Origin of the sequence: Peribacillus sp. NPDC097284, assembly GCF_044761765.1 — a bacterium.
Classification (GTDB): domain Bacteria; phylum Bacillota; class Bacilli; order Bacillales; family DSM-1321; genus Peribacillus.
The window spans coordinates 1,001,504-1,025,282 of the sequence record NZ_JBIWCZ010000001.1 but is presented as its reverse complement, the minus strand read 5'-3'; the positions used below and the strand labels follow the sequence as shown (position 1 = coordinate 1,025,282).

General features: G+C 40.0%; 26 protein-coding genes and 1 pseudogene. 16 read left to right on the top strand and 11 right to left on the bottom strand.

The window, feature by feature from the left end; all coding sequences use genetic code 11:
- Position 1: 1 nt before the first annotated feature.
- The 6 genes from ACIQXU_RS05110 to ACIQXU_RS05085 all read right to left on the bottom strand — a co-directional run bounded on the left by ACIQXU_RS05110 (position 2) and on the right by ACIQXU_RS05085 (position 5,367).
- Positions 2–697 carry an ABC transporter ATP-binding protein gene (locus ACIQXU_RS05110; protein ID WP_402874135.1) on the bottom strand — a complete coding sequence of 232 codons (696 nt, stop codon included), beginning with the start codon at positions 695–697 and terminating at the stop codon, positions 2–4.
- Positions 694–1,506 carry an ABC transporter permease gene (locus ACIQXU_RS05105; RefSeq protein WP_402987133.1) on the bottom strand — a complete coding sequence of 271 codons (813 nt, stop codon included), beginning with the start codon at positions 1,504–1,506 and terminating at the stop codon, positions 694–696. Before ACIQXU_RS05105 ends, ACIQXU_RS05110 begins: the two co-directional genes overlap by 4 nt.
- Positions 1,507–1,656: 150 nt before the next feature.
- Entirely contained in the window at positions 1,657–2,187 is a 531-nt protein-coding gene (locus tag ACIQXU_RS05100; protein WP_402987131.1) for a nitrous oxide reductase accessory protein NosL, read from the bottom strand.
- Positions 2,184–3,449, bottom strand: coding sequence for a right-handed parallel beta-helix repeat-containing protein (locus ACIQXU_RS05095; protein WP_402987414.1), 1,266 nt, complete (start codon positions 3,447–3,449; stop codon positions 2,184–2,186). The genes ACIQXU_RS05100 and ACIQXU_RS05095 overlap by 4 nt, the downstream gene beginning before the upstream one ends.
- 553 nt (positions 3,450–4,002) lie before the next feature.
- On the bottom strand, positions 4,003–4,590 hold the full coding sequence (locus ACIQXU_RS05090) for a GNAT family N-acetyltransferase (protein WP_402987129.1): 588 nt from the start codon (positions 4,588–4,590) through the stop codon (positions 4,003–4,005).
- 129 nt (positions 4,591–4,719) lie between these two features.
- Positions 4,720–5,367: a glycosyltransferase gene (locus ACIQXU_RS05085; RefSeq protein WP_402987411.1), complete on the bottom strand. Its 648-nt coding sequence runs from the start codon at positions 5,365–5,367 to the stop codon at positions 4,720–4,722.
- 158 nt (positions 5,368–5,525) lie between these two features.
- Here ACIQXU_RS05085 and ACIQXU_RS05080 point away from each other — a divergent pair, with 158 nt between their 5' ends.
- The 4 genes from ACIQXU_RS05080 to ACIQXU_RS05065 are packed head-to-tail and all read left to right on the top strand — an operon-like array spanning position 5,526 to position 7,325.
- The gene (locus tag ACIQXU_RS05080; RefSeq protein WP_402987127.1) at positions 5,526–6,038 is read left to right on the top strand and encodes a DUF1572 family protein; all 513 of its coding nucleotides are present in this window, start codon (positions 5,526–5,528) and stop codon (positions 6,036–6,038) included.
- Positions 6,038–6,442, top strand: coding sequence for a PH domain-containing protein (locus ACIQXU_RS05075; RefSeq protein ID WP_402987125.1), 405 nt, complete (start codon positions 6,038–6,040; stop codon positions 6,440–6,442). The genes ACIQXU_RS05080 and ACIQXU_RS05075 overlap by 1 nt, the downstream gene beginning before the upstream one ends.
- 38 nt (positions 6,443–6,480) lie before the next feature.
- Complete coding sequence (locus tag ACIQXU_RS05070; protein WP_402987123.1) at positions 6,481–6,816, top strand: VOC family protein; 336 nt, start codon at positions 6,481–6,483, stop codon at positions 6,814–6,816.
- A 47-nt stretch (positions 6,817–6,863) separates the two neighbouring features.
- The gene (locus ACIQXU_RS05065; protein WP_402987121.1) at positions 6,864–7,325 is read left to right on the top strand and encodes a VOC family protein; all 462 of its coding nucleotides are present in this window, start codon (positions 6,864–6,866) and stop codon (positions 7,323–7,325) included.
- A 410-nt stretch (positions 7,326–7,735) separates the two neighbouring features.
- Here ACIQXU_RS05065 and ACIQXU_RS05060 read toward each other — a convergent pair whose 3' ends face one another.
- Positions 7,736–8,245: an SH3 domain-containing protein gene (locus ACIQXU_RS05060; protein WP_402987119.1), complete on the bottom strand. Its 510-nt coding sequence runs from the start codon at positions 8,243–8,245 to the stop codon at positions 7,736–7,738.
- 406 nt (positions 8,246–8,651) lie between these two features.
- On the opposite strand from ACIQXU_RS05060, the gene ACIQXU_RS05055 reads away from it, so the two are divergent.
- Both ACIQXU_RS05055 and ACIQXU_RS05050 read left to right on the top strand, forming a co-directional pair.
- On the top strand, positions 8,652–9,584 hold the full coding sequence (locus ACIQXU_RS05055) for an ABC transporter ATP-binding protein (RefSeq protein WP_402987117.1): 933 nt from the start codon (positions 8,652–8,654) through the stop codon (positions 9,582–9,584).
- Positions 9,581–10,537, top strand: coding sequence for an ABC transporter permease (locus ACIQXU_RS05050; protein ID WP_402987115.1), 957 nt, complete (start codon positions 9,581–9,583; stop codon positions 10,535–10,537). Before ACIQXU_RS05055 ends, ACIQXU_RS05050 begins: the two co-directional genes overlap by 4 nt.
- Positions 10,538–10,662: 125 nt before the next feature.
- Here the strand turns inward: ACIQXU_RS05050 and ACIQXU_RS05045 are convergent, their stop codons facing one another.
- Both ACIQXU_RS05045 and ACIQXU_RS05040 read right to left on the bottom strand, forming a co-directional pair.
- On the bottom strand, positions 10,663–11,022 hold the full coding sequence (locus tag ACIQXU_RS05045; protein WP_402987408.1) for an SET domain-containing protein: 360 nt from the start codon (positions 11,020–11,022) through the stop codon (positions 10,663–10,665).
- A gap of 66 nt (positions 11,023–11,088) precedes the next feature.
- Positions 11,089–12,168 (bottom strand): annotated as a pseudogene (locus tag ACIQXU_RS05040) (CotH kinase family protein); the annotation flags it as partial.
- 178 nt (positions 12,169–12,346) lie between these two features.
- On the opposite strand from ACIQXU_RS05040, the gene ACIQXU_RS05035 reads away from it, so the two are divergent.
- The 4 genes from ACIQXU_RS05035 (at position 12,347) to ACIQXU_RS05020 (ending at position 14,628) form a co-directional block, all read left to right on the top strand.
- A complete protein-coding gene (locus ACIQXU_RS05035; RefSeq protein ID WP_402987113.1) occupies positions 12,347–12,691 on the top strand; it encodes a hypothetical protein in 345 nt (114 codons plus the stop codon).
- 196 nt (positions 12,692–12,887) lie between these two features.
- Complete coding sequence (locus ACIQXU_RS05030; RefSeq protein ID WP_402874169.1) at positions 12,888–13,208, top strand: antibiotic biosynthesis monooxygenase family protein; 321 nt, start codon at positions 12,888–12,890, stop codon at positions 13,206–13,208.
- 113 nt (positions 13,209–13,321) lie between these two features.
- Positions 13,322–13,483 (top strand): hypothetical protein, encoded by a 162-nt coding sequence (locus ACIQXU_RS05025; RefSeq protein WP_402874171.1) that lies wholly within the window; start codon positions 13,322–13,324, stop codon positions 13,481–13,483.
- 317 nt (positions 13,484–13,800) lie between these two features.
- Positions 13,801–14,628, top strand: coding sequence for an STAS domain-containing protein (locus ACIQXU_RS05020; RefSeq protein ID WP_402987111.1), 828 nt, complete (start codon positions 13,801–13,803; stop codon positions 14,626–14,628).
- 158 nt (positions 14,629–14,786) lie between these two features.
- On the opposite strand, the gene ACIQXU_RS05015 is transcribed toward ACIQXU_RS05020, so the two are convergent.
- Entirely contained in the window at positions 14,787–15,311 is a 525-nt protein-coding gene (locus tag ACIQXU_RS05015; protein ID WP_402987109.1) for a GNAT family N-acetyltransferase, read from the bottom strand.
- Between the two features lie 118 nt (positions 15,312–15,429).
- Between ACIQXU_RS05015 and ACIQXU_RS05010 the strand changes: the two genes are divergently transcribed.
- From ACIQXU_RS05010 to ACIQXU_RS04990, 5 genes are all read left to right on the top strand, one after another.
- Positions 15,430–15,579, top strand: coding sequence for a hypothetical protein (locus ACIQXU_RS05010; protein WP_402874177.1), 150 nt, complete (start codon positions 15,430–15,432; stop codon positions 15,577–15,579).
- A gap of 269 nt (positions 15,580–15,848) precedes the next feature.
- The gene (locus ACIQXU_RS05005) at positions 15,849–16,493 is read left to right on the top strand and encodes an FMN-dependent NADH-azoreductase (RefSeq protein ID WP_402874180.1); all 645 of its coding nucleotides are present in this window, start codon (positions 15,849–15,851) and stop codon (positions 16,491–16,493) included.
- Positions 16,494–16,700: 207 nt separating this feature from the next.
- On the top strand, positions 16,701–17,303 hold the full coding sequence (locus ACIQXU_RS05000) for an Ltp family lipoprotein (protein WP_402987106.1): 603 nt from the start codon (positions 16,701–16,703) through the stop codon (positions 17,301–17,303).
- Between the two features lie 240 nt (positions 17,304–17,543).
- Positions 17,544–18,299, top strand: coding sequence for an SDR family NAD(P)-dependent oxidoreductase (locus ACIQXU_RS04995; RefSeq protein WP_402957341.1), 756 nt, complete (start codon positions 17,544–17,546; stop codon positions 18,297–18,299).
- 219 nt (positions 18,300–18,518) lie between these two features.
- Positions 18,519–19,787: an L-lactate MFS transporter gene (locus tag ACIQXU_RS04990; RefSeq protein WP_402874188.1), complete on the top strand. Its 1,269-nt coding sequence runs from the start codon at positions 18,519–18,521 to the stop codon at positions 19,785–19,787.
- A gap of 486 nt (positions 19,788–20,273) precedes the next feature.
- On the opposite strand, the gene ACIQXU_RS04985 is transcribed toward ACIQXU_RS04990, so the two are convergent.
- Positions 20,274–21,686: a hypothetical protein gene (locus tag ACIQXU_RS04985; protein ID WP_402987104.1), complete on the bottom strand. Its 1,413-nt coding sequence runs from the start codon at positions 21,684–21,686 to the stop codon at positions 20,274–20,276.
- Positions 21,687–21,947: 261 nt separating this feature from the next.
- Here ACIQXU_RS04985 and ACIQXU_RS04980 point away from each other — a divergent pair, with 261 nt between their 5' ends.
- Positions 21,948–23,747, top strand: a complete 1,800-nt coding sequence (locus ACIQXU_RS04980; RefSeq protein ID WP_402987102.1) for a hypothetical protein — start codon at positions 21,948–21,950, stop codon at positions 23,745–23,747.
- Positions 23,748–23,779 lie beyond the last annotated feature (32 nt).

Below are 23,779 nucleotides of genomic sequence, written 5' to 3'. Positions count from 1 at the left end.
CCTATTGGCGATGAAGCTTCAACAATTTCATTGTCGTCTCTTCTAATCTATTCTCATTCTTGATTATCTGAATGATTTCCCCCTGTTTCATAAATAGAATAATGTCTCCCGTCTCGGCTGCTACATCCATCATATGGGTAGAAAAAACAATGATTGTACCATTTTTTTTAATCTGATTAAGAATTTCAACGAACTGGTTAACCCAGTAGGGATCCAATCCATTAGTGGGCTCATCCAGTAGCAAAACATTCGGTTTGGCTAAAATGGATTGCCCGAACAATAATCGTTGCCGCATGCCCTTAGACAAACTTTTTACTAGTTCACGTTTCTTATCAACAAGACCTATCAACTCGATTACTTCATTAATCCTTTCGCTTTTCACTTTCCGTAAAGATCCATAAAAACTAAGGAACTCTTCAACTGTCATCATTTCCTGGGCTTGGAAGTCATCAGGCATGAAACCGATTTCTTTTAAATAGTTCTCGCGATCATATTTAATGACTTTTCCGTTAATAGAAGTTGTACCACTAGATGGATATAGAAGACCCGCAATTATTTGTAATAATGTACTTTTGCCAGCACCATTTCCACCGCATAATACGATACAAGTTCCCTCTGTTACTTCAAAAGAACATGGATATAATGCCGTCTTTTTCTTATAAACCTTCGAGACACCATCCACTTTTAATCCTGTCATCGCCTTTTCCTCCATTCCAGCATGAGCATCGAAAATAATAACGTCAGTGACAAAAATCCAATGACATATAATATATAGATAATAATTCCGAAAGGAGAGTCTAAGAAAGTCATAAGTGAATCATATGCTTGACCAAAAACCGACTCTGCATCAAGTGACATGACAAAGGACACCCGAATGATTTCAGCGGGATTTGCAAATAAGAAAAATTTCATCATGGGGGCAATCCAAGGATAAGGGAGCAAACCTAAGATAGCAATCAATGCAGTCGGCCAAATCATGATTAGAAAAAACCAGATAATGACGGAAATTGATAATGCCTGCCACCTTGTCGATACGATACACCCTACGGTTACCCCAAGGATGAGAAAGAAAAAAATTAGAGTAATAGAGAAAAAGTAAATAGATAAAAGCCAGTCGCTGGAAAAAATATTCCCACTCACTATCCCTATGGCCAAGCTAATTCCATAACTGAACGTGAAAACGATCGCTTGAGCCGTGAATTGACCACCTATTTTGCCCACTATGTAAGACAAAGTAAATAACGGATAGGTATTCAATAACCGCCATTGTCCATTTTCCATCTCATTGGCGATTGAAAAGGAACCAATGATCAACATGAAAAGTGGGATGATATATAAAGCGACGTTGATTATAGTACCAGTCGTATTGGTATAACCAGTTAAGGAGGGGGAGCTGCTTTGCAATAAAAATAAGAGAGACAATACAGCGACCCACAAGCCCAAGAAAGAATAATACGATCGCTGTCGTACGGTCATGCGCAGTTCAGAAAACCAAATATTCCACATCTTTGTTCCCTCTTTTCGAACAATCTTCTACTTCAGTATCTTATATGTCTAACATGTAGTTCACCAATCATCTCAATATATAACGGTCAGATACCTAGATACCTGATAAAGAAATAGGGGCAGCCCGAAAATGGAACTGGCCCCTATTCTTCAATGAGAACCGCTATCTTCTTCTCCGTCTGAATGTGAATGGTCCTTCATATTATGTTTCTGCATCATTTCATGGTTTTGCTCCCACCCATGGTCAGCTAAATCGTTTGCAGACATTAGCTGACTGCCTTCATTTGCAATGGCAAACTCTTCAGCGGAAGCTTTATCTTTAAATGATAGTACATTGTAGGCCATTGGTGTTTTAACCGATGGATTGTATACATAAATTGCATCTTTTCCTAAAATCCATTCTTTATCGTTGTAATCACGGACAAATTGAGCATCAATTTTTTTATTTTCATTAGCATGAACCCAATCATACATACAGCCTATATCATCAAAAACCATGGATTTACCATTATCTAAAATAATTTGGGTAGCATGTTGATCGTTAATAACGGCCATATTACATGTTTCACAAGTGTCCGTCGCTTCATTAATTGCAATAGGTTTAACCTCATCATTCCCACATGCTGTGATACTCATCATTATTCCTGCCACTGCAAGGAAACTAAATAGTTTTTTCTTCATCGTTTTTTCCTCCCAAATATAAATAAACTACAACTTGCTACAATCATCACTGCACTCATAAACCATAAACTAAAACTAGATGATTGTTCTTTTTCTACTTCCATGGTCATGTCCATTAGAGGGGCTGAATCTATTAATAACTGTTCAAATGGACTTTTCAACATATTTTGCAACATGATAATTCCTGGGGCTTGGAAAAATAGTTGATATTCCGGAACATCCGCTGTTAAGGTAAGAAAATATGGGTCGGCAGTATAGACAATATCACTCTTGCCATTCCCATCTAAATCAACCTTACTAGCTGAATCCCAATAATTACCGTCCAGTTGATTATTTGAGCTGTCTATTGCCTGGGCATCGTTGACATTTCCGACGAATGTATTATTCATTGCCTTATTTCCATTCGATTTTAAAAACTGTATTCCAGTAAAATTGTCCATGATTTTATTGGATTTCAATCGATTGTTTTCAGCTTTTTCGATAAAAATGCCTACTCGATTGGATATAAACTCATTTCCGGTCACCTCAGTATCAGAAGCTAAATATAGTAACAGTCCTTGAGCATTCACACTATTATTATTAGAAGAAAACTGATTATTACTAACGACTGTCCGTTTTGATTCCATTAACTCCGTGCCTGTTGTATTTAATGTAGATACATTTTCGTCAAGTATATTATCATTGGAGAACATGAGATGCATACCGTAACGGGATTTTTGGATGTTATTTCCGCGTAAGATATTCTTGTCGCTTTGCTCTAAATAAATCCCATCAGAAACATTCGTTATAGTAAGGTTTTCAAACTTATTTCGGTTAGATTTCCATAAATCGATTCCATTCCCTCGATTTATGCCAATAATCTCGCTGTCTTGGATGGTCATGTCATTTGCATGGTCCAGTATAATGCCCAAATGTTTAGTCTCAATATTAAGTCTTTCCAGAATATGATGAGAACCAGTAACATAAATAGCTGTGTCTTCTTTATCACTCCCACAATGTTCCACCATCATATTTTTTAGAGTAACACCCTTGTTGAGAATGGTAACTACCGGTTTATCCTCACAAGAGCGAAGAAGGACTTTACCTGTTCCTTCTAGGGTTACTGGCTTGGAGATTATTACTGTCTCCTCATACTCTCCCTCCTCTATTTTAATCGTGGCACCGTTTGGAGCTTCATCAATTTTAGATTGTAAAGTGCCTGTGGCTTCTGATACAGCTGGCAAGCAAAATGATAATAAGAGGAGAAACAAGATATAATACATTATTTTCACTTCTTTAGTCTCCTCGCTCTCGAATGGATTCACACTTTAGTCTAGCTAATAAATGTATAAATTTAATGAGGATACCAACCATGCTCATGGTGTACAGACAACATTTCCTTGAAGTGTAAATGTTCATAACATTAGTATAGACAGAATGAAAAGATTAAATAATATGATGATCATTCTATTGAAAGAGAAGGCAAGAGAAGGAATTCGAGGAATCTTAGAAGAATTGAAGACTTTCTTATTATAGGAGAAGGGAAAAATGGAGAAGAAGCGATTAAACGTACCGAAGAATTAATGCCTGATATGATCCAAATGGATATTTAAATACCTGTAATGGATGGACTAAAAGCGACTAAAATTCAAACCATATGTGAAAATTGTAATGATTACGGTTTTAGAGGATATCATAAATTTATTTGATGCGTTAAAAAAAGGGGAGGAGTTTATGAGAAGTATAACGAGTGGATATTGGTAATGACAGAAATGAAATTTACAAGGTATTCATCGATCATTCCTCCAACTAAAGCAGCTTGAAAGGACAAGCTGCTTAAATGTTATTTTCCGTTTTGGGCTGATGAAGCGGGGAGAACTCCTCTTGTAGTATGGAGTACATGTTAAGATCTTGATGTTTTCCTTTTGCGAAGATGCCTTTTCTCAAGGTTCCTTCAAATGACATACCTATTTTCTCCATCACCCGTGCGGATCCTGTATTCTCCACGAAACATCTTGCTTGAATTCGAACGACATTCATCCGGTTAAAGCCAAAGGCAATCACTTCATTGGCAGCTTCTGTCATGATTCCCTTTCCCCAATAATCTTGAGAAAGTACATAACCGATTTCGGCCACACGATGCCCGACCAGCCACGAGACAAAATCAATGGTTCCGATGATCTTCCTAGTCTCTTTATACTGGATTCCCCACGGAGCGACATGCTTATTCTCATATTGTGCCATGGCAAAGTCAATAAAATCTCTAGTATCAGCCAGTGTCTTATGGTTATCCCACGTGACGTATTTTGTCACTTCTTCATCAGAACCGTAAACATGAATATCTTCAGCATCTTCCCACGTTATTTTCCTCAGGATTAGTCGTTCCGTTTCTAAAGTAGGGAAATTTTCGAATGGATTCTCCATTTTATCACCTCTTTTTCTGTTAGTTATTACCATTATATAGAAAATTCCAAAAAGATACAGAAAAAATAGCATTCAATGAAAGAATGCTACTTTACCATTGCTATTGCTATGAAATATTTCGTTCAAAATCTAAAACTTCTTAGGAAATTGCTTGATAATCCCTTTGGTTAAAACATCCGCCAATATAATAATATGGTCTTCTCCTTTATCAAAAGCAACAATTTCAGCGTCTGTGTCCTTTTTAAGTCGGGCACTCACTTGGTCTGTCAACAATTGCAGATGCATATATAACAGTTCCTTTAATTCTTCATTGCTCCAATTTGGATTGGCTTTGCTGAGAAAGAGGGCGATATCATCAGCGTTTTTATACCATTCCGTATTGTATTTCTTGAAGTTATTTTGGTTTCCGCTTTTTGCTGCCTCCACCACTTTTCCTGCAAGTACAATGTGCTCCCTTAGCAATTGGGCCAGCTTGTCACCGGCCTCCTCCCCATAATAGGGCTTAATGGCATTCCCGATATCATCTTGGTTTTGTAATAACCGTGCTAACACTTTTTCTTGATCATCCAGGCCTGAGATGGCACTGACAATATAGCTTCTTGTCCAGATCGTATGATCGATCCAAAGCTTCCGTAAAGCATTTTGCAGTTGAACCGACGATTCTTCCATACATTGCCTTGAAGGATTGGCTTTACCTTTGGCCTCCGTATGTAGGGGTGAGAAAATTAAGGCAAATGACATAATCAATAACGTTACCTTCATGAACAGGTTTTTAATAAAAAACATCTCCTTTATTTAAGATGAAATACTGGCTTATTATTTGATGTAGTTCCAGTTTTTACTCCTAAATCACCTAAAACTTATCCCATTCAATCAGTGATAAAGAGAAGGAAATCCCCCTTTAATAGAGAAATACATACAAAGGGGATGGTGAGATGTCAAACGATATTTCTTCTGAATATATTAGGGTGTTTAAATGGCGGTTTAAGGATATGAAATATACAGCGGATAAGGCGATGGAACAGCTTGATGAGGAGATGCTTTTTTGGTCACCGAATGAGCAATCCAATAGTATCGCCATCATCGTGAAGCATATGAGCGGGAATATGGTTTCACGGTGGACGGACTTTTTATATACAGATGGGGAGAAACAGTCCAGGGACCGAGATGCGGAATTCGAGCCTGCCATTACCAGTCGAAAAGAGTTAATCGAGGTTTGGGAAAAGGGATGGAATGTCCTTCTTTATTCCTTGCATGCCATCAAGAAGGAACATCTGCTTCGAGACATATTCATTAGAAAAGAACCCCATACCTTGATTGAGGCCCTTGAGCGACAAATGTATCACTATTCCTACCATATCGGCCAGATCGTCTATATAGCCAAGCTGCAAAAGGGGGATGCCTGGAAAAGTTTGACCATCCCAAAACGAGTAAAAGGAGAGTTTTAATGAAATTTCAATCAAAGAAAGATTGGTGGACTTACCCTGTCTTCTTAGGGATAATCATCGCAGTCTTCATCCCGCTATTCACGGATCAAGACCTGACAAGTCTATATATAGGCGTGCCGGTAGCCGGTTTGATTCTTTGGATATGGTTTACGACCTATTATGTGATAGAGAGAAATAGTTTGGTCGTTCGGTCGGCATTCATTCATAAAATCATCCCGGTCTATGAAATCAGATCGATAAGAAGAACCTTTAATCCATTATCTTCGCCAGCGCTTTCACTCGACCGGTTGGAAATCCTATATGGGAATGGCAAAACGGTGCTTATTTCCCCGGAAAATCGTGAAAAGTTCCTTGAGGAATTAAAGAAATTGAATCCCTCGATTGTCATTGTCCTGAAGAAATAAAGGTCTTAAGGAATGAAAAATATGTGGGAGGCGAGAAAATGAAATTAGCTTTTTTATGTCATCCAGTCAAATATTTAAAAGGTTCATCCCGTTACTATCGGGAAGTGTTGGGATTTGAAGAAGCTTGGCAGGAAGGGGACCATACGGTTGCGTTAAAGCTTCCGGATAGTGATGTGCAGTTAATGCTTGAAGATGATGAGGAAGGATTCTCGGCCGGTGGCGTTTTTATCGTGGATAGTGTAGACCGGTTTTACCATGAAAACAGCACATTGGATTTTGTGAAGGAACCATGTGATATTCCACCAGGTAGATACGCCATCTTTCAAGATCGCTCGGGAAACCTAATCCGCATCATCGATAAAACGAAGAGTTGAAGGGGAAGACACCCTTTTTATCCGACATAGCAGAGGAGAGCCAACCCATGATCAAAGGCCTGTATGAAGCACATTTACCTGTATCAAATCTTGCTCGATCCATCGAATTCTATGAACAACTGGAGTTAGAACTAGCCTATCAAAATGATACCTTAGCTTTCTTTTGGATTGAGAAGGGGCGTAGTTGGTTAGGGTTGTGGGAAACGGATAAAGTGCAAACCCCTTACCACCCTTCTCTGAGGCATGTTGCCTTACATGTGGACAAAAAAGATATTGAACATGCGAAAGAATGGCTGGGAGATAAGGGAATTCAGATAAAAACAGCTTTCGACTTTCCACCTGATAGGCAGCCGCTTATTCTACCTAATAACCCTCATGCCCACGCAGCCATCTATTTTCAAGATCCCGATGGTAACTCCCTTGAATTGATCACCCCTTTAAGATTGGATGTCGAAGAAGACTTTACCATGATGTCCCTGGAGGAATGGAGTAAAAGACGTAGGGTTTAATAAATGGGAGGCAGATGAAATGAATTGATTACATATAGGTATTGTGAAATCTTCCTATTCGATAACACGTTTTTCTATAGAGTAGGCTATAAATTAGATAGTGAAGGGGCGGATCGAATCTTATAGTTAATCCCCATTTCTCATATGATTATATAGCGTGATTTCCTTCAAATGCACTTAGACGGACTTCTGAATATCCATCAACTGAAACATTTTCTAACCTATAATCTTAAATTAAAATTCGAATTTCCTTTGTAGATTCACAAAAAGTCATTCAATATGCTGACTATAATTTTTTACGATTAAATACGAATGATTCTTATTCCACCTAAAAAGAGATAAAAGAGCCACACCTATTAAATATATCTAATAGATATGGCTCTTTTTTAAGTTTTTAAGGTATTACTTAATTAACCGTGATACCAGCCTGTTTTACAGTTAATATATACAAGTTGATGCCAATCACCTTTTCCATTGAATTGTATATACATATCATAATAACCTAGATCACTTTTTTCTAGTTTGGTTTTATCTTTTTTGCCAACATAATTTTTCTTAATCTCGTTAATTGTTTTTGTTTTTACTCCTGGTGACCATTTATATGGATCAGCAAAGTGGAGTTCGTGTGTTTTTACATAGCCGTATTTACCTTTGTATTTGATTTTTGACCAGCCATATTGTTCAGAAGAGGACAAGTTATCCTGATCCTTACCGATAGGTACGCCACCATATACTTTTACGATTGTCCCAACCTTAATTTTCCCCAATGTTTTATACGATGTTCCTGCTGAAGATTTTACAGAAAGGACTGTTGCTGCATAGGCTTTGTCATAGCTTGTGGTTTTAGCTTCGGTTGAATTGAATGATAAACATAATGTTAGTAAACAAACACTTGCAAAAATCGAGATAATTTTTTTCATTCTAACAACACTCCTAATCAGTTACATAGATTTATTTTATAGAATTTTTTTCCTTTTTTATCATATCATGCGTAGTTATATAATACTATGTTTTCAAAAATGGTTTTGAATAAGTAGTAATCTTAAAAAAGAACTTGGGGAATTTTCACCAAGCTCGGTTATTTAACTATCATTTTTTTTACTGTTCCTTGGAGAAACAAAGAAGGCGAAAGGCATCCGTAAAATAGAAATGAGAATGATTTAGGACCTTCAAACGTTCTTTCTTTATTAAATACTTGTAGCAACATTCTTTTAGAACATAGCCTAAAATAAAGACGTACTTATAAACTAGATGGAAAATAAGTGGATATTATGATACGTTTATACTGGTGACTTATAGGTCAATTCAAAAAAAGGTAGGTATATTATGTCGGAAACAGTTCTTAAGGTTCAATCCTTGAAGAAGAAAATTGGGAAAAACGTCATTGTCGATGATGTGAGTTTTGAAATCAAAAGCAATGAAATATTCGGTTTGCTTGGTCCGAATGGAGCGGGGAAAACGACGATTATCCGGATGATTACCGGTCTTATTAATCGCACGGGCGGCAGCGTTATGATCAAGGGGCATGATCTTGATAAAGATTTTGAAGGGGCAATGAACCAACTAGGGGCCATTGTCGAAAATCCAGAATTCTATAAATATATGACGGGCAGAAAGAACATCATGCATTATGCTCACATGTCACATAATAAGATTTCCCCTGAGCGGATCGAAGAAGTGATCAAGATCGTAAAATTGGAAGAGGCCATCGATAAAAAGGTGAAAACCTATTCATTGGGCATGCGTCAACGTCTTGGTGTAGCACAGGCCATTTTACATAAACCATCTTTATTGATTTTTGATGAACCAACCAATGGCTTAGACCCACAAGGAATACGTGAATTCCGTGATCATTTGAAGTTGCTGGCAAGTGAGGGAGTGGGTGTGTTGATTTCTTCGCATCTCCTTTCAGAAATGCAATTAATGTGTGATACCTTTGCCATTATCGAAAAGGGTAAATTGATACATACGGAAGAAAAAAGAACAGAAGAAAAACAAGAGGATATTCATGAAGTGGCCTTTACGGTTAGCGATGGGGAGCGGGCAAAAACGATTTTGCTAGAAGAGTTTCCTAATCTTCCAGTGATCAAGCATAGTGCGGAATCCATTTCCGTATCAGCGACACGTGGACAGACGGCCAGTATAAATAGTAGTTTCATAAAGAATCAAATCGATGTCTATGAAATCGTGGTTACTAGAAAATCATTAGAAGATAAGTTCTTTGAAATAACACAGCAGGGAATGAGGGAAACGGTATGATGTCCTTGATACGCAATGAATGGATGAAGATTTTTCAAAAAAAATCGAGCTATGTGTTTATTGGTTTCCTTCTATTAATGGTAATCGGCTCGGCGTTTATAGAAAGTAAACTGAACCCAGTCGATAAAGATGCAGACTGGAAGCAAGATGTGCGTGCAGATATAAAAGAGCAGGAAAAACAAATGAAAAGTCCGGAATTTGATGATGAAGACAAGGAATTCTTCAAGGAACAAATGGAAGTTAACGAACAACTTCTCAAGGAAAACATAAACCCAGACCTTCAAACGAACTGGACGTATATGGCGGAATGGACGACATCCATCACTTCATTCATTACTTTATTTGTCGTCATCGTTTGTAGTTCCCTGGTGTCTTCCGAGTTTTCGGATGGAACGATTAAGCAGTTGTTGATCAGGCCTTATAAACGTTGGAAGATCCTACTTTCCAAATACATTACCTCCCTATTATTTGCGGCACTATTACTTGTGATTTTACTCGCATTCAGCTATCTAATTGGTCTTTTATTCTTTGGAAGTGGTTCCTATACAGATAAAATCATGGATCCGACTTCTTTTGGATTCGCTCCTGTTTTAGTTGGCGAATATGTTGTGAATATGATGGTCTATTGGATCCCAGGATTCTTGGTGATCACAGCCATCGCCTTCATGTTAAGCACATTATTTAAAAGCCAAGCCCTTGCAGTGGGGATTGCTATCTTCATTTTATTTGCTTCTTCTACGTTGACTGCGATCATTCAGTCATTTATTGAAAAAAATGAGTGGTTAAAATTTGTCTTATTTCCTCATCTCGATTTAAGAGGATATATTTCTGAAACGGTGAACATGTTCGAAGGGGCATCCCTTGGTTTCTCTATAGGTGTGCTTGCCGTCTATTATTTCCTATTCTTAGCGCTAACCTTTTTCTTCTTTCAAAAAAAGGATATTACGAATTGATGGTGTAATTCGTTGGAAAAGTCGAAATCCCTTTGGGGGTTTCGGTTTTTTTTTGAAAAGGAAGAGGTAGAAGATAGGTTTATAAAAGTAAAACCGTTCGCTTTACGGAACGGTTTTTGCAAAAATTACTCAATTACATCAAACCATAGAGAATCTGTATCGTCCACCTCGCCATTATAATTGATGGTGATTTCCTCCCCGGCCAATATATCAGCATATGCATAAAAGTCGATGGTTAAACGATCTTCATTATTATCATACCTGGCATTTGGGGTATAGGAATGATTAAATAAGGAACCATATCCTAGGGCAATCGCTGTATCATCGTCTCCCCAATAGAAGCAATGTTCAAATAGTGAGGTTTTCTTTAAGTATTTCCAGTCCTTTTTAGGCGAAACGACAACAGGGGATACCTCTAACAGTTCATCTTTTTTTATATCCCGTGTAGCGAAAATCCCGCGTCCATATTTTCCTGTGTTTTTCATGCAAATGGGTGCCACTGAGGAATCTCCTTTCTGCCAATCCTGATTCGTTTTCATGTGTTCCTTATCTAGGGTTTTTAGTTGTGTTTTTAAATAAGCATTCCGTTTGCGAATGAATTCAAAGATGAATTCAGGTTCTTGATCGAATACATCGATCTGCCCCTTCTTATAAGGATCGAGGAGGACATGGGGTCGTAACGCTTGATGGAGGGTGTGTACTTTATCTTCCATATAATCGACCGTGAATGTTGTTTCCAGGATTTCTTCTACTGTATCTTTATAGAGTTTACGAAATTCAGGAACTTGTAAGAGAAGGATGTTCAGGTGATTTTTCTTTTTTCCTTCGATAGGCACGTACGTGTGCTCCATGATTCCACCGCTCACTTTCCGTCCCCATGTTGCATCATAGTCCCAAGGAATGATTTCGAATAAACCAGTTTTACTATTGCGGTATAAGGCATAGTTATGCGTGAAACCGTCATTATTCATCGTACAAACGGCTGCGGATAGCCAGCGTAAGTATGAATCCATATGGATATGCTGTGCGACGACATCATGTAATTTACTTAGAGGGGTTGTATTGATTTTTTGAATGAAATCATGCAGGAAAATATCGTCGGACTCTATGCCATACACTCGTTTATAACCAGATAGAAGCGATTGTTTTGGTTTTTCGTCTTTTTCCAAGGAAAAGTTTGCACCATTGCCGACAGCGTAGTAGATGGGTCCGGAGGGAAGACCTCTTTTTTCTAAAAAAAATTCGTCCACGGATTCCAATTGTAAATATACGCCCTTTAAGGCATCATTACGTGTTAAATTGATATGCTGACTATGTGGTGAAAGAACTCCGAGGTCTTCGAAGAAATCTAGAGAAAGCTTGTTGCGCATTAACGAGGGATCTCTGTATTCAGCATTCAGATGGATTTTTTGAGCGCCAAAGAATCTTTCAGGTTCGATAAACTCAACCCAATAAGACCTTTTTCGGAATTTCCGTGTATAAGAGCCCCGATAGGCCATATCGATATCATAGGAATTTTCACCAACTTTTAAATAAGCGGGAATCGGGTTGTCGCTCCATACATTTTTCCGTAAATGATCCAAATCTTCTTCTTCAATCGTCAAGAAATATGAGGGAATATGATAGCTCATACAATTACCTACCTTTTATACTATTGTTAAGAAAGAAGTCTCAGCTTGATGAAGCGGCTACTATTCATCAAGCTGAAACCGCAATGATTCATTTACTTATCTTCTATTTCTTCTTTTTCTTGTTGAACATCCAGTAGACGTACTGCGAGTACACGTACTGCGAGTGGACGTACTGCGAGTGGACGTCCTGCGAGTACACGTCCTGCGAGTGGACGTCCTGCGAGTACACGTACTGCGAGTAGACGTACTGCGAGTAGACGTACTGCGAGTAGACGTTCTGCGAGTAGACGTTCTGCCAGTGGACGTACTGCGAGTAGACGTTCTGCGAGTAGACGTTCTGCCAGTGGACGTACTGCGAGTAGACGTTCTGCGAGTGGACGTTCTGCCAGTGGAAGTACTACGAGTGGAAGTACTGCGAGTAGACGTTCTGCCAGTGGACTTATGTCCAGTAGAATGTTTACCCTTTTTTCCTTTTTTTCCTTTCGTCATTCAAACCCCTCCTTTCATGAAGCTAATGGTATAGTATGCAGGGGTGTCCGAGCTTGAATGTGTTTTTGAAAAATCAGGCGAAAAATGATAAAGGGAAAGGATATTTGTCACATAACTTCGGATAGCCCCCACAAAAAACATGGGCATCTTGAAGTTACTATTTATTGACAGTGAGAATCATTATTGATTAAACTGGTTAATAGAAAGCAAATGGATGGGGGATGTGCACTATGTTCGTTCAAATGAAAAAAACAGTGGTAACAGAAGGCCATGCAGATCAAATCGTGCAAAAATTCAGTAGAGAAGGTTTGATTGAAAAGCAAGAAGGGTTCGTCGATCTAAGTGTTTTGGTCAAAAAGGTGCGACGGGGCGATGAGGAAGTAATCATCATGATTCGCTGGGAATCAGAGGAATACTGGAAGCAGTGGGAGAAGAGCGACGCACACATTGCTGGACATAAAGCCAATCTTGGCAAGCCAAAGCCTGATTATATCGTCAGCTCAGAAGGCGGATTATATGAAGTGAAAGCAGTGAAATCGACAGGAAAGTAAGATATGAGTCAGCCAGCATGTTTATGATGGCGACTTTTTTTATATACGGGAAAGGCTACTTATGCATACTCCTTCCATGATAAGACACCCTATATCATGGAGGTGAATACCACATGGATCAATCAAATTTGAAAAAAGATGAAAAGCAAAAACGTGAGGATAATTTAGTCGGCGGCGAAGACTTTACGACACAACAGCTTTTGAACGGGATGAATGGCATCTCGGAAATCTATCGTGATAATAGTGATGAAGACGAAAAAGAAACGACTGAATAAATATGAATGTATGTAAGCATAGCTGAAAAGTTATGCTTATTTTTCTGTCTGTGGTCGAATAACTAAGGGCTGTGGTTGAATGAATACAACGAGTGGTCGAATTAATGGATCCCGTGGTTGAATAAATCCTATTCGTGGTCGAATGAATCAAAAAATGAGGTCGAATGTCACCGTGCATGACAAGTATACTGCAGATATTTCAACTTTTTAAAACTGACCGATTGACCATTATCTATTTTTATTAGCATTTAGCAGGAAAAACCTCCTGTCACAGAGAAATCTAGGAGTACAGATGTGACGAAAAAGGAGTGGGTATGTTGAACTTTTCCATTAATGAAGAAGACAAAATCATGGAGTTCCTCCTAGAAAAAAAGGATGATTTCGAGCGGCAAATTTTGGAAGAGGCAGTCAATGTTAGAGAAAAAATCGAGGAAATCCTGCTGGTTGGGAATGTGGACCTTCTGAATAATGCGCATAAGCTGGTTCGGTACATCGTGGAACAGAATGAGGCAGCCATCATTGCTTTTGCTGAACAAGAGGGAGAAGCGTGGGCCACGCACTCCTTGACTCTTTCATTCAAGTTGGAATGGGTTCAGGCCATTCGCAGAACGTTATGGAAATTCCTATATGAATATGAACAATTACAAGATACATTCAATAATGTGGAAGTGTTTTTCGATTTAGAGAAGAAAGTGAATGAACAGGTCGACCAATTTCTTAAAGCGTTCTTCATTCGTTACTCGGATTATAAGGATCGATTGATCTTATCGCAACAGAACTTGGTGGAGAACTTATCCGTCCCAATCATTCCAATTACCCCAAGTATCTGCATCCTGCCTTTGATTGGGGATATGGAAGAATCACGCATGTATATCATCGAGGAAAAAGTACTGATAGAGATAGGAAAACTGGGGATACAAGTTTTGATATTGGATTTATCAGGAATCGTCGATATGGAAATTTCCGTCCTTAGAAAGTTAATGAACATTCTGGATGGGACGGCGATGATGGGGTGTAAAGCGGTAATCACTGGCCTCCGTCCTGAGATCGTTACGAAAATGGTGAGATCTGGAGTGTGCTTTGGTAATAAAGCAGAAACGAAAGGAACGCTGCAACAGGCGTTGCAAGATTATTTAATCGTATAAGATGAAGTGATCTCTCAATATCGGTTATATTTTGACCGGAATTACGGAGAAAAAACAAGTTCTACATGATGGAAATGCCGTTATCGATGGAGTCCAACGAGAGATTGGAAATTAGAGACTGCCCAAGAAAATGCTTGGCAGTCTCTTTATGCATTCCCCTACTTAATCAAGGAATACATATACGTATCGTGTGGGACTCCATTTTGATACATGTACTTTCGAAGGATCCCTTCCTCGGCAAAGCCTGCCTTTTTTAATAACTGACTGGATTGGACATTTTCCGTAAACACCACCGCACCGATACGCGTCAGACCGAGCTCATTGAAACCGAAGGCGGCTATTTCTTTGAGCCCCTCTGTCATATACCCTTTATTCCAATGATCCGGATGGAGTTCATAGCCAATTTCCGCTCTTCTGTTTTTGGGAAGGTAGGCGTGAAATCCTATCGTTCCAATCAGTCCAGGTATCCCTTTTCTTTCGATTCCCCAACGAATGGCCCGTTTCTCTTTATAGTTCTCAGCAAATTTTTCAATGATTTCCCTTGCCTGTTCGATACTTTCAAACGAATCTTGCCCATAAAAACGTGTAAGGTCATCATTGGAAAAGCACTGGTAGATTTCTTGGCTATCGCTTTCGGTAATTTCCCTTAAGGTCAGTCTTTCTGTCTCGAGTATCGGAAACATCTGTATCATCCCCTTCCATTCTTGTTATTCGACCTTGAGAAGAGGAATCCTGCCCTATACATGTTTTTCAGTTTCCCGGACAAGATATGCTTATCCTTTACTTAAAGGGGGGATTATCATGGGTAAAAAGCATCGTAATCGCATCAGTTCACCGAAGAAGAATAACCATATTCCAGAAGAAGCCATCATTGCCGAACATGAAGCACACGGTAAAGAGTATTCTGCGGAAAAACGTAAGAGAAGCAATCCTGGCCAGAGTCAAGACTAGAACAGAACCGCTTAGCCTTAAGGGCCGAGCGGTTTTTTTATGCTTGGGGTGCAAGTAGATCGATTCGCAATCGTCGATGCACAAAGTACTTTGTCTGCAGAAACGGTACATGTATGGAGTTATTGTTATTTAAAACATAATAAAAGTATAACGAAAACAAATCTAATATGTTGACAGAATAGGATGGATGATACAAAATATAATTATCTTGAAATAAAGATACATTATTTTAAAATAACTAAATATAGGATAAATGAGGAGAATATATAATGAATGTATTAGTAGTAAAAGCAAACAACCGTCCGGCAACAGAAGGAATCTCAAGCAAAATGTACGAAACGTTCATGGCTTCATTAGAAGGCAAAGACGTAAATGTAACAACGTACGATGTGTTTGAAGAAGATACACCATACTTCGGACAAGAAATTTTCAACGCGTTCGGCAAAGTGCAAACAGGCGGAGAGTTAACGGATATAGAAACACGCCTTTTGGCTGCTAAACAAAAAGCAATGGACGCAATCACTGCAGCGGACGTAGTGGTATTCGCGTTCCCATTATGGAACTTAACAATCCCGGCTAAACTGCATACATTCATCGATTATGTCTTTGCGGCAGGATTTGCATTCAAATATGATGCAAATGGGAACATGGTTCAATTAATGACTGACAAAAAAGCGATCTTCCTAAACGCTCGTGGCGGAGTTTACTCAACACCGGAAGCGGCTCCGATGGAAATGGCAGTGAACTACATGCGCAATGTATTCGGTGGCATCTTCGGCATGGAAATCATCGATGAGGTCATCATCGAAGGTCACAATGCAATGTCTGATAAAGCACAAGAAATCATTTCTGCAGGGTTGGAAGAAGTAAAGGCTTCCGCACAACGCTTAGTAGAATTGGCTGTTAAAGCATAATAAAATATATGGGTAATATCAAAAAAGGCATTTGAGTTTCGATTCAAATGCCTTTTTTGAGTAAAGGAGAAGGCCCTATTTTATGTAGATTTTTTTTAGGAGTCAGGATAACGAACAAATGCGAGTTTCTACCAATTCTTAATAACTTATATGATTATCTAATCCAACCGGTATAATGATATAGGTATTTAGGTATATTAAAAAAACATGTACGAAGAAATGCGAGGGAATATTTTGAGTAATCAGATGACCAAGTGTAAAGCTTGCGGTAAGGAAATTGCAAAAGGAGTAAAGAAATGCGTTCATTGTGGAAAAGATCAACGTAATTTTTTTATGAGGCATAAAATTTTCACCGGTATTTTAGTGATCATCATCTTGGTGATCATCACTTCATTAGGCGGGAAAGATGATGATACCAAGGTAGAAAATGATAATAAAGTGGCAGAGCCAAATAAGGTAAAAGACGACAAAAAGGTAGAAGATGATAAGAAAGCATCAGATAATGTACCAAACGAACATAAGGCAGCATTAAAGAAAGCAGAAACGTATGCGGAAAACATGGATATGTCAAAAGCTGCGGTTTATGATCAATTGGTTTCAGAGCATGGAGAAAAATTTCCAGAAGAAGCGGCACAATATGCTATCGACAATATAGAAATTGACTGGAAAGAAAATGCGTTGAAGAAAGCAAAAACGTATGTGGATGAAATGGATATGTCAAAAGCAGCGGTTTATGATCAATTGGTTTCAGAGTATGGAGAAAAGTTTACCAAAGAAGAAGCTCAATATGCTGTGGATCATTTAGAATAATATTCACATGAAATACCAACAAAAAACGTTGAATCTGATTCAGCGTTTTTTTGTTGGATTTTTTTAACGATAAACAATCAATAGTGGATGCCAGTTGAGTAAACAACGTGTACATCGACTTAATCCCGTGGTCGTGGGATTGATAGGGGATATGTTTTAAGGGTAGTTTAATTATATAGAGACAAATTTTTGATTTTCTTACTAGATAAAGCAATAATCATGGTGAAGGAAGGTGTTTATATGAAAAAATTAGAAGATAAAGTGGTCTTGATTACTGGTGGTGCTGGTGGAATCGGTGCTGGTATGGCCCATGCGATGGCGAAAGAGGGCGCAAACGTAGTCATTGTCGATGTGAATGAAGAAACAGGCAGGAAAGTGGAGGCCTCGTTGCAACAATACTCACCTAATTCGATGTTCATTCGATTCGATTTAACGAAGCATGATGAGTTAAAAGGGTTAGTGGACCAGGTTGTGGAGAAATACGGAAAGCTGAATGTGCTCGTTAATAATGCTCATGTATCGAGACAAATTCCCTTTATGGAAACGACTAGAGAGAATCTGGATTTATCATTCAATACCGGGTTTTATCCAACATTCTATTTAATGCAGGCGGCCGTTCCCCATCTAAAAGAAACGAAGGGAAATATTATCAACTTCGCTTCTGGGGCGGGGATTAAAGGGCAGCCGACACAAGCGGCCTATGCAGCGGCAAAAGAAGCGATTCGTGGTCTTACCCGTGTCACGGCCAATGAACTTGGCGGATTTGGAATCACCATCAATCTAATTTCTCCGATTGCCAACTCGGAAGGCGTGCAAGCTTGGGCTAAAGCGCATCCCGATATGTATGAAGGAATGCTGGCGGGTATTCCGGTGGGGCGCTTGGGTGATCCCGAGGAAGACATCGGTCGCGTGGCTGTATTCTTAGCTTCCGATGATAGTAAATATATTACTGGTCAAACGTTGATGGTAGACGGTGGATCCATCATGTTACATTAAAATGTTCGGGCGCGTTGATTCTATCGACGCGCTTTTATCATGCTTCAATACGTTCCCCTACCCACTTCGTTCATTAAACTGGTTGTTTTTTAAATGAATTGTCTAATAATTATCCATATGTTACTATTTTTGTAGATATTTTACGTGTGGATTGTTTTCATCTACGGGTATTTTGTCTAAGTATGATGTTTCGTTCATTTGTAAGGGGGATGTTGGGGAATGGGGAAGAAGACGAAGAATAGGTGGTTGATTGCTGTTTCTGCAGTGGGAATTCACTTGTCGATTGGTTCGGTGTATGCTTGGAGCGTATTCACGAAGCCACTTGCAAGCGAATTCGGTTGGGATTTGACTGATATTAGCTTAACATTTAGTATTGCGATTTTGTTTCTTGGGTTATCGGCTGCATTTCTTGGTCATTTTGTTGAAAAATATGGACCAAGGAAAGCGGGGATTCTCTCGGCGATTTTTTTTGGTTTAGGTATTACGGGGTCCGGTGTAGCGATTCATCTGGAGTCCTTGCCTCTCCTTTATATTTCTTATGGCGTTTTCGGTGGGATTGGGCTCGGTGTAGGCTACATAGCACCGGTATCGACCTTGGTGAAGTGGTTTCCAGATCGCAGGGGTCTAGCGACTGGCCTAGCCATTATGGGCTTTGGGTTTGCGGCACTGATTAACTCGCCAATCATCCAGGGTCTGATTGAATCGGTAGGAATTGCTACTACCTTTTTCATTCTTGGCACCGCTTACTTTATCATCATGATCGCTTCCTCTCTTTACTTGGAGCCTCCAGAGAAAGGCTGGCTACCTGTGGGGTATAAAGAGAAAATCAAAACGGGCAAAGTGAAGGCATTGCAAGATCTTTCGCAGTTGACCGCTAACGAAGCAGTTAAAACAAAACGGTTTTATTATCTATGGATCATGCTGTTCATCAATATAACTTGTGGGATTGCCATCATTTCAGCTGCCTCCCCGCTTGCCCAGGAAAGTATTGGGTTAAGCGCCGCTGCTGCTGCGGCACTAGTGGGCGTGCTCGGTGCCTTCAATGGTCTTGGACGGATTGGCTGGGCATCTGTATCGGATTTCATTGGTCGCCCGAATACGTATACCATATTTTTCACGATACAGGTCATTGCCTTCCCGCTCTTGATCATTACGGATAACCCGGTTATCTATCAAATTTTATTAGCGATTATTTATACATGCTATGGTGGAGGATTCGCTTCCATTCCAGCGTATATCGGAGATTTGTTCGGTACGAAGCAGTTAGGTGCCATTCATGGATATATTCTAACGGCATGGGCAGCTGCTGGGCTCGTGGGTCCGATGTTCGCTTCATGGATCAGGGAAACAACCGGGAGTTACTCCCAAAGTTTAATCGTATTCACTGGTTTTTTCGCCGTTGCATTGATTGTTTCCTTATTGATTCGTCTGGACATAAACCGATTGAAAAAAATCCAGACGAACGAAAGCCAGGATATCAGTGTTTAATGGTAAGTAGTTTGTATAATGATGGAATAAGAAACTCGCTGATTTCTTCCTCAGCGGGTTTTTTTAAGTAAGTTTTAAGGACATTCATTTTGCCCTAAACGATGAAACCGATTCATCTCCTTATTCAAACGATTAGTCAGGATCTTTTTCAGTTCTTTCTTTTCAGACCCATTCTTTAGACCCTTAGATAACTTGCATGCCCAAACCCTTGGTATGACTGGGTTTTGGAACTACTTCTTTTATCACTTACGGCTACCTATTCACAATCCACATATACCATCCACAACTCACATCCTATCAGCCGACATCCACAGGCGGATATCCACAATCCACAAGCGAAATTCTTTAATTCACAGCCACGTCTTCTTATCCACAGCCGCTTTAAAGGACAAAAAAAAGAGAGCGGAATCCGCTCCTGTTATGAATCTATGTAAATGATGAAAAAGGGCAGGGGAAAAAACACTAGCTTAGGAAGGTAGTGTGATGTTAAGAAGGCGATGCAGCAAAGGCATCGAGCCGACCACGTTGTATGGCGAAATAGGATTGGATGGTTTCCTTTTTCCTCGTGAGTGTATATTGCTGGTTGGACGGTGATACCGCCGCGTTACCGAACTTTCCGATTAAAGCGAGCAGTTTGTCCAATTGATCATATGTATCATTTCTAAGCGCTATGATATATTCCGAAGCGGTCCTTGTGGGTACCGGGTTGGTTGTCGGTGCAGTCATTTCCTCTTCTGTTTCGATTGTCTCGGTCGCCGTCTTCACGCGGGATATGAGCCACTCTTCGCACCAGCCGTTCAGTATGGAATAGATGAAGTCCGCTTGCTGAAACTTGAGGCGGATCGGTTCGATGTGTTGGTTCACTTCCATATAGTTCACTTCCCGTCCAAGTGCCTTCTCTGAAATCTCTTTATGAAAATGTTCACGGTCAAGCAGGGACTTGATGGACTCGGCCTGGTGGGCATACTTCGCCATTTGTTCTAATGTTTCATTATAGACAATCGTGCTTAAATAAGCCGATGCCTGTTTTGGTTCAGTGAGCAATGGTTTGTTGGCACGCAAGGCCTTGCCGAATTTCTTGAGTGCTTGTGAATAGACGAATCGCGCAAGGGTCAGCAGTTCCTTTTGCGTATCGCTCGGAGTTTCCGCTTTTTTTGCATCTTTAAGAAACGAGCGGAAAATGTACTTCCCGACCCGTTCCAACTCCAGGCAGAAGGCATCGCTGATATGGCCAGGAAAGCCCGCATTGAAAATGGTCCGGCGCAGTCCTGCCCGCTCGCCACGGTTTTCGCGATACTCTCCAAGCGTCCCTTCCTTAAAGGTAAACATTATCACTTCTTTCTTGGAGAAAGCCTTGCTTGTGAAAGCAATCGTAACGAGATCGCCTAAGCCTGCTTCATAGATGGTATCCATCGCTTCGAACAGGCGCTGTCTTGTGAATAGGGAAGTGGAGTCCGAAACGAATTCATGATAATCGAACATCACTTCTTCCGATTTTGAAACCGACATCCGGTAAGCGGCCATCAGCAACAGACGTTTTGCCGAAATCGTCAACCCTTTGAAAGCCTCATGATAAAAGAAACGGTATTTCTTGCAATAACGATCGGTCTTATGGTTAAAGCCAAGGTTACTTGTCGGTCCAAGGTTGAACTTATATAAAGCATCCCCTTCTTGTTGAACGGGTACGAAAACCTGCGGAAGGTCTCCTTTTGGTGACGTGAATTTCCTGATGATCTGCTTCAAATATTTTTCCGATGTCCCCAAACTGCTTGCCATTGCATGAAGCGGGCTCTGAATGACCCCATCCCAATCACTATGCAGCAAAGAGTACAAACACGCATCGAATTCAGTGGAGGATACATGTTTCAATAAGTAATGGTACGTTTCTTCATAAATCATCCGGTTCCGTCTCCTTTTAGTATCCGCCTACATCCATTGGGCAGAGGGTATGATCTAACCAAATTGTTCTTCATCTTATTGAAGCTTTCGAAAAGAATCACTTCACCGTCTATATAAACTTTAAAAAGGAAAAAGTAGCATGCTCTAAAAATATTTTTTTGAAAATGAATAGGTTTGTAGGGGAGAGGCAAAAGTGGCTGATTAGTTGTGTTAAAATTAGGTAGAATTAGAAAAATAGATAAAGGGAGTTTTTTTGAAATCATGATATTTTCATTACTAGTATTCATCTTAAAAGGGATCGTGACGAAGCTTCCGTTTGCTTTATTGGGACTTTCCCTCATTCCGCAAAGGTGGTCCATAGCCGTCAGGAAAAAAGATTGGCTCTTTTTCACTGAACAGGTTCTGCGGCTATTATTGGCCGCTGTCATTTTATTTTTTATCATCGATATTAATCTACTAGACCAAACGGTTGAAGCGTTCTTTTCCAACTTGGCCGTAGTATTTGGGTTGTTCCTTATCGTGGATGCATGCTTGTACCTATCGAGGGATAAAGAACCTTCCCTAAAAAGACGTGACCGGGAACAAGGCGTTTCGAAGCGAGTCAGAACGCCTTGGAATGTCCATGCCATGTATATCATCGGTTTATTGCTGATTGCCACTTGGGTGATCATGCTGTTTTATCCCCTTACGATTGCCGGGAACCTTCATGGGTTAGCCGATGTCGTAAAGAAGAATAAACTAGAGGAAGTCCAAGATATTAAAACGATGCCACTAGTGACGGTGAAAATGGCTGATGCAAAGGGCGATGCTGCCATTAATAAAATCCAGAATGCCTCATATTTCACGGAAGGTGATTACCGTCTGACCAATATCAATGGCGAATTGACGTATACCTCTCCCATTGAAATGGACGGATTCCTGAAAGCTGGAAAAGCCGAATACACGCCAGGATATAACTTGATTTCGGCCATAGCGACCGATAAAGGTGCGAGCACGGTGAAAGGGAAGATGCTGTATGCCCCGTCACAGTATTTGGATTATGATGTAGATAGACAGATTCATAAGGCGTATCCAACCAAAGTCATCTACGATTCATACCTGGAGCCAGATGAAGAAGGCAAGCCTTTCTTTGTAGCTTCGGTTGGCCATTACTTGAAATACAGAAGTGGGTCTGTCGTGGATGGGGTGGTAGTGGTGAATCCGGAAACGGGTGACACGACCTTCTATCCATTAGGAAAAGAACCGAAATGGGTGGACAGAACCTTCACTGAGGAAACGGCTCTAGAGTATTGGAGCTATTGGGGAAAATATGTTCACGGGTGGAAAAACCAATCACTCATCGGTCCGAAAAAAGATGTCTTGATTCCGAATGAGGAAAATATGCAAGTCACCTTTAATGATAAAGGCGAGTTGATTTATGTCGTCGATTTCACGAGGGCCAAATCAAAAGGGAACTCGAAAACGCTGGTAGGTTACGGTGTGTTCAACGCCAAGACGGGTGAAATGACATATTATAAAGGCGTGACATCCGTTTTAACCGGTAAAGAAGCAAAATCGAATGCCAATGCGAGTGAATTCTTATCCAAATATCCAGGATGGAAAGCGACCAATGGCGTGTTCTATACGATATACGGGGCACCGACCTATGTGATCCCCGTTACAAAAGGAAGCAAGTTCCAAGGGGTGGCCATCGTGTATGCCAATAGCGACAATCCTCAAGTAGCTTTCGGGAAGAACAAAGATGAAGCATTCCGGAACTATAAGAAACTGATCGCCTCCTTAGGGAAAGTCAATGGAGTGACGCCCCAAAAAGGATTTGAAATGAAAGAGGTCAAAGGGAAAGTCATCAGAATCAATGATGCCAATCTTTCGAGTGGGTATGTGTTCTATCTTATCGTAGAGGGCAGCAGCAAAAGGTTCTCGATTGATCCTTCCGTTCAAGGATTGTCCGATGTAGTCTTGACCAAGGTAGGAGACCGGGTCATCTTGAACGTGATGGACATGGAAGAAGAGATTGTTCCCGTCGATCAGTTCACGAATGTAGATTTGCCGAAGAAATAAAAGAAGCCGTGCGTACTCCTTGAAAGGAGCGC

Bases quoted from the DNA above. Each gene is read 5' to 3' on its own strand.
- ACIQXU_RS05060 (WP_402987119.1), bottom strand. From the start codon at position 8,245: ATGAAAAAAATTATCTCGATTTTTGCAAGTGTTTGTTTACTAACATTA.
- ACIQXU_RS05045 (WP_402987408.1), bottom strand. From the start codon at position 11,022: ATGAAAAACACAGGAAAATATGGACGCGGGATTTTCGCTACACGGGAT.
- ACIQXU_RS05070 (WP_402987123.1), top strand. From the start codon at position 6,481: ATGAAATTAGCTTTTTTATGTCATCCAGTCAAATATTTAAAAGGTTCA.
- ACIQXU_RS05055 (WP_402987117.1), top strand. From the start codon at position 8,652: ATGTCGGAAACAGTTCTTAAGGTTCAATCCTTGAAGAAGAAAATTGGG.
- ACIQXU_RS05095 (WP_402987414.1), bottom strand. From the start codon at position 3,449: ATGTATTATATCTTGTTTCTCCTCTTATTATCATTTTGCTTGCCAGCT.
- ACIQXU_RS05025 (WP_402874171.1), top strand. From the start codon at position 13,322: ATGGATCAATCAAATTTGAAAAAAGATGAAAAGCAAAAACGTGAGGAT.
- ACIQXU_RS05000 (WP_402987106.1), top strand. From the start codon at position 16,701: ATGTACGAAGAAATGCGAGGGAATATTTTGAGTAATCAGATGACCAAG.
- ACIQXU_RS05010 (WP_402874177.1), top strand. From the start codon at position 15,430: ATGGGTAAAAAGCATCGTAATCGCATCAGTTCACCGAAGAAGAATAAC.
- ACIQXU_RS05065 (WP_402987121.1), top strand. From the start codon at position 6,864: ATGATCAAAGGCCTGTATGAAGCACATTTACCTGTATCAAATCTTGCT.
- ACIQXU_RS05050 (WP_402987115.1), top strand. From the start codon at position 9,581: ATGATGTCCTTGATACGCAATGAATGGATGAAGATTTTTCAAAAAAAA.
- ACIQXU_RS05110 (WP_402874135.1), bottom strand. From the start codon at position 697: ATGACAGGATTAAAAGTGGATGGTGTCTCGAAGGTTTATAAGAAAAAG.
- ACIQXU_RS05005 (WP_402874180.1), top strand. From the start codon at position 15,849: ATGAATGTATTAGTAGTAAAAGCAAACAACCGTCCGGCAACAGAAGGA.
- ACIQXU_RS05100 (WP_402987131.1), bottom strand. From the start codon at position 2,187: ATGAAGAAAAAACTATTTAGTTTCCTTGCAGTGGCAGGAATAATGATG.
- ACIQXU_RS04995 (WP_402957341.1), top strand. From the start codon at position 17,544: ATGAAAAAATTAGAAGATAAAGTGGTCTTGATTACTGGTGGTGCTGGT.
- ACIQXU_RS05030 (WP_402874169.1), top strand. From the start codon at position 12,888: ATGTTCGTTCAAATGAAAAAAACAGTGGTAACAGAAGGCCATGCAGAT.
- ACIQXU_RS05090 (WP_402987129.1), bottom strand. From the start codon at position 4,590: ATGGAGAATCCATTCGAAAATTTCCCTACTTTAGAAACGGAACGACTA.
- ACIQXU_RS04990 (WP_402874188.1), top strand. From the start codon at position 18,519: ATGGGGAAGAAGACGAAGAATAGGTGGTTGATTGCTGTTTCTGCAGTG.
- ACIQXU_RS05080 (WP_402987127.1), top strand. From the start codon at position 5,526: ATGTCAAACGATATTTCTTCTGAATATATTAGGGTGTTTAAATGGCGG.
- ACIQXU_RS05075 (WP_402987125.1), top strand. From the start codon at position 6,038: ATGAAATTTCAATCAAAGAAAGATTGGTGGACTTACCCTGTCTTCTTA.
- ACIQXU_RS05015 (WP_402987109.1), bottom strand. From the start codon at position 15,311: ATGTTTCCGATACTCGAGACAGAAAGACTGACCTTAAGGGAAATTACC.
- ACIQXU_RS04980 (WP_402987102.1), top strand. From the start codon at position 21,948: ATGATATTTTCATTACTAGTATTCATCTTAAAAGGGATCGTGACGAAG.
- ACIQXU_RS04985 (WP_402987104.1), bottom strand. From the start codon at position 21,686: ATGATTTATGAAGAAACGTACCATTACTTATTGAAACATGTATCCTCC.
- ACIQXU_RS05105 (WP_402987133.1), bottom strand. From the start codon at position 1,506: ATGTGGAATATTTGGTTTTCTGAACTGCGCATGACCGTACGACAGCGA.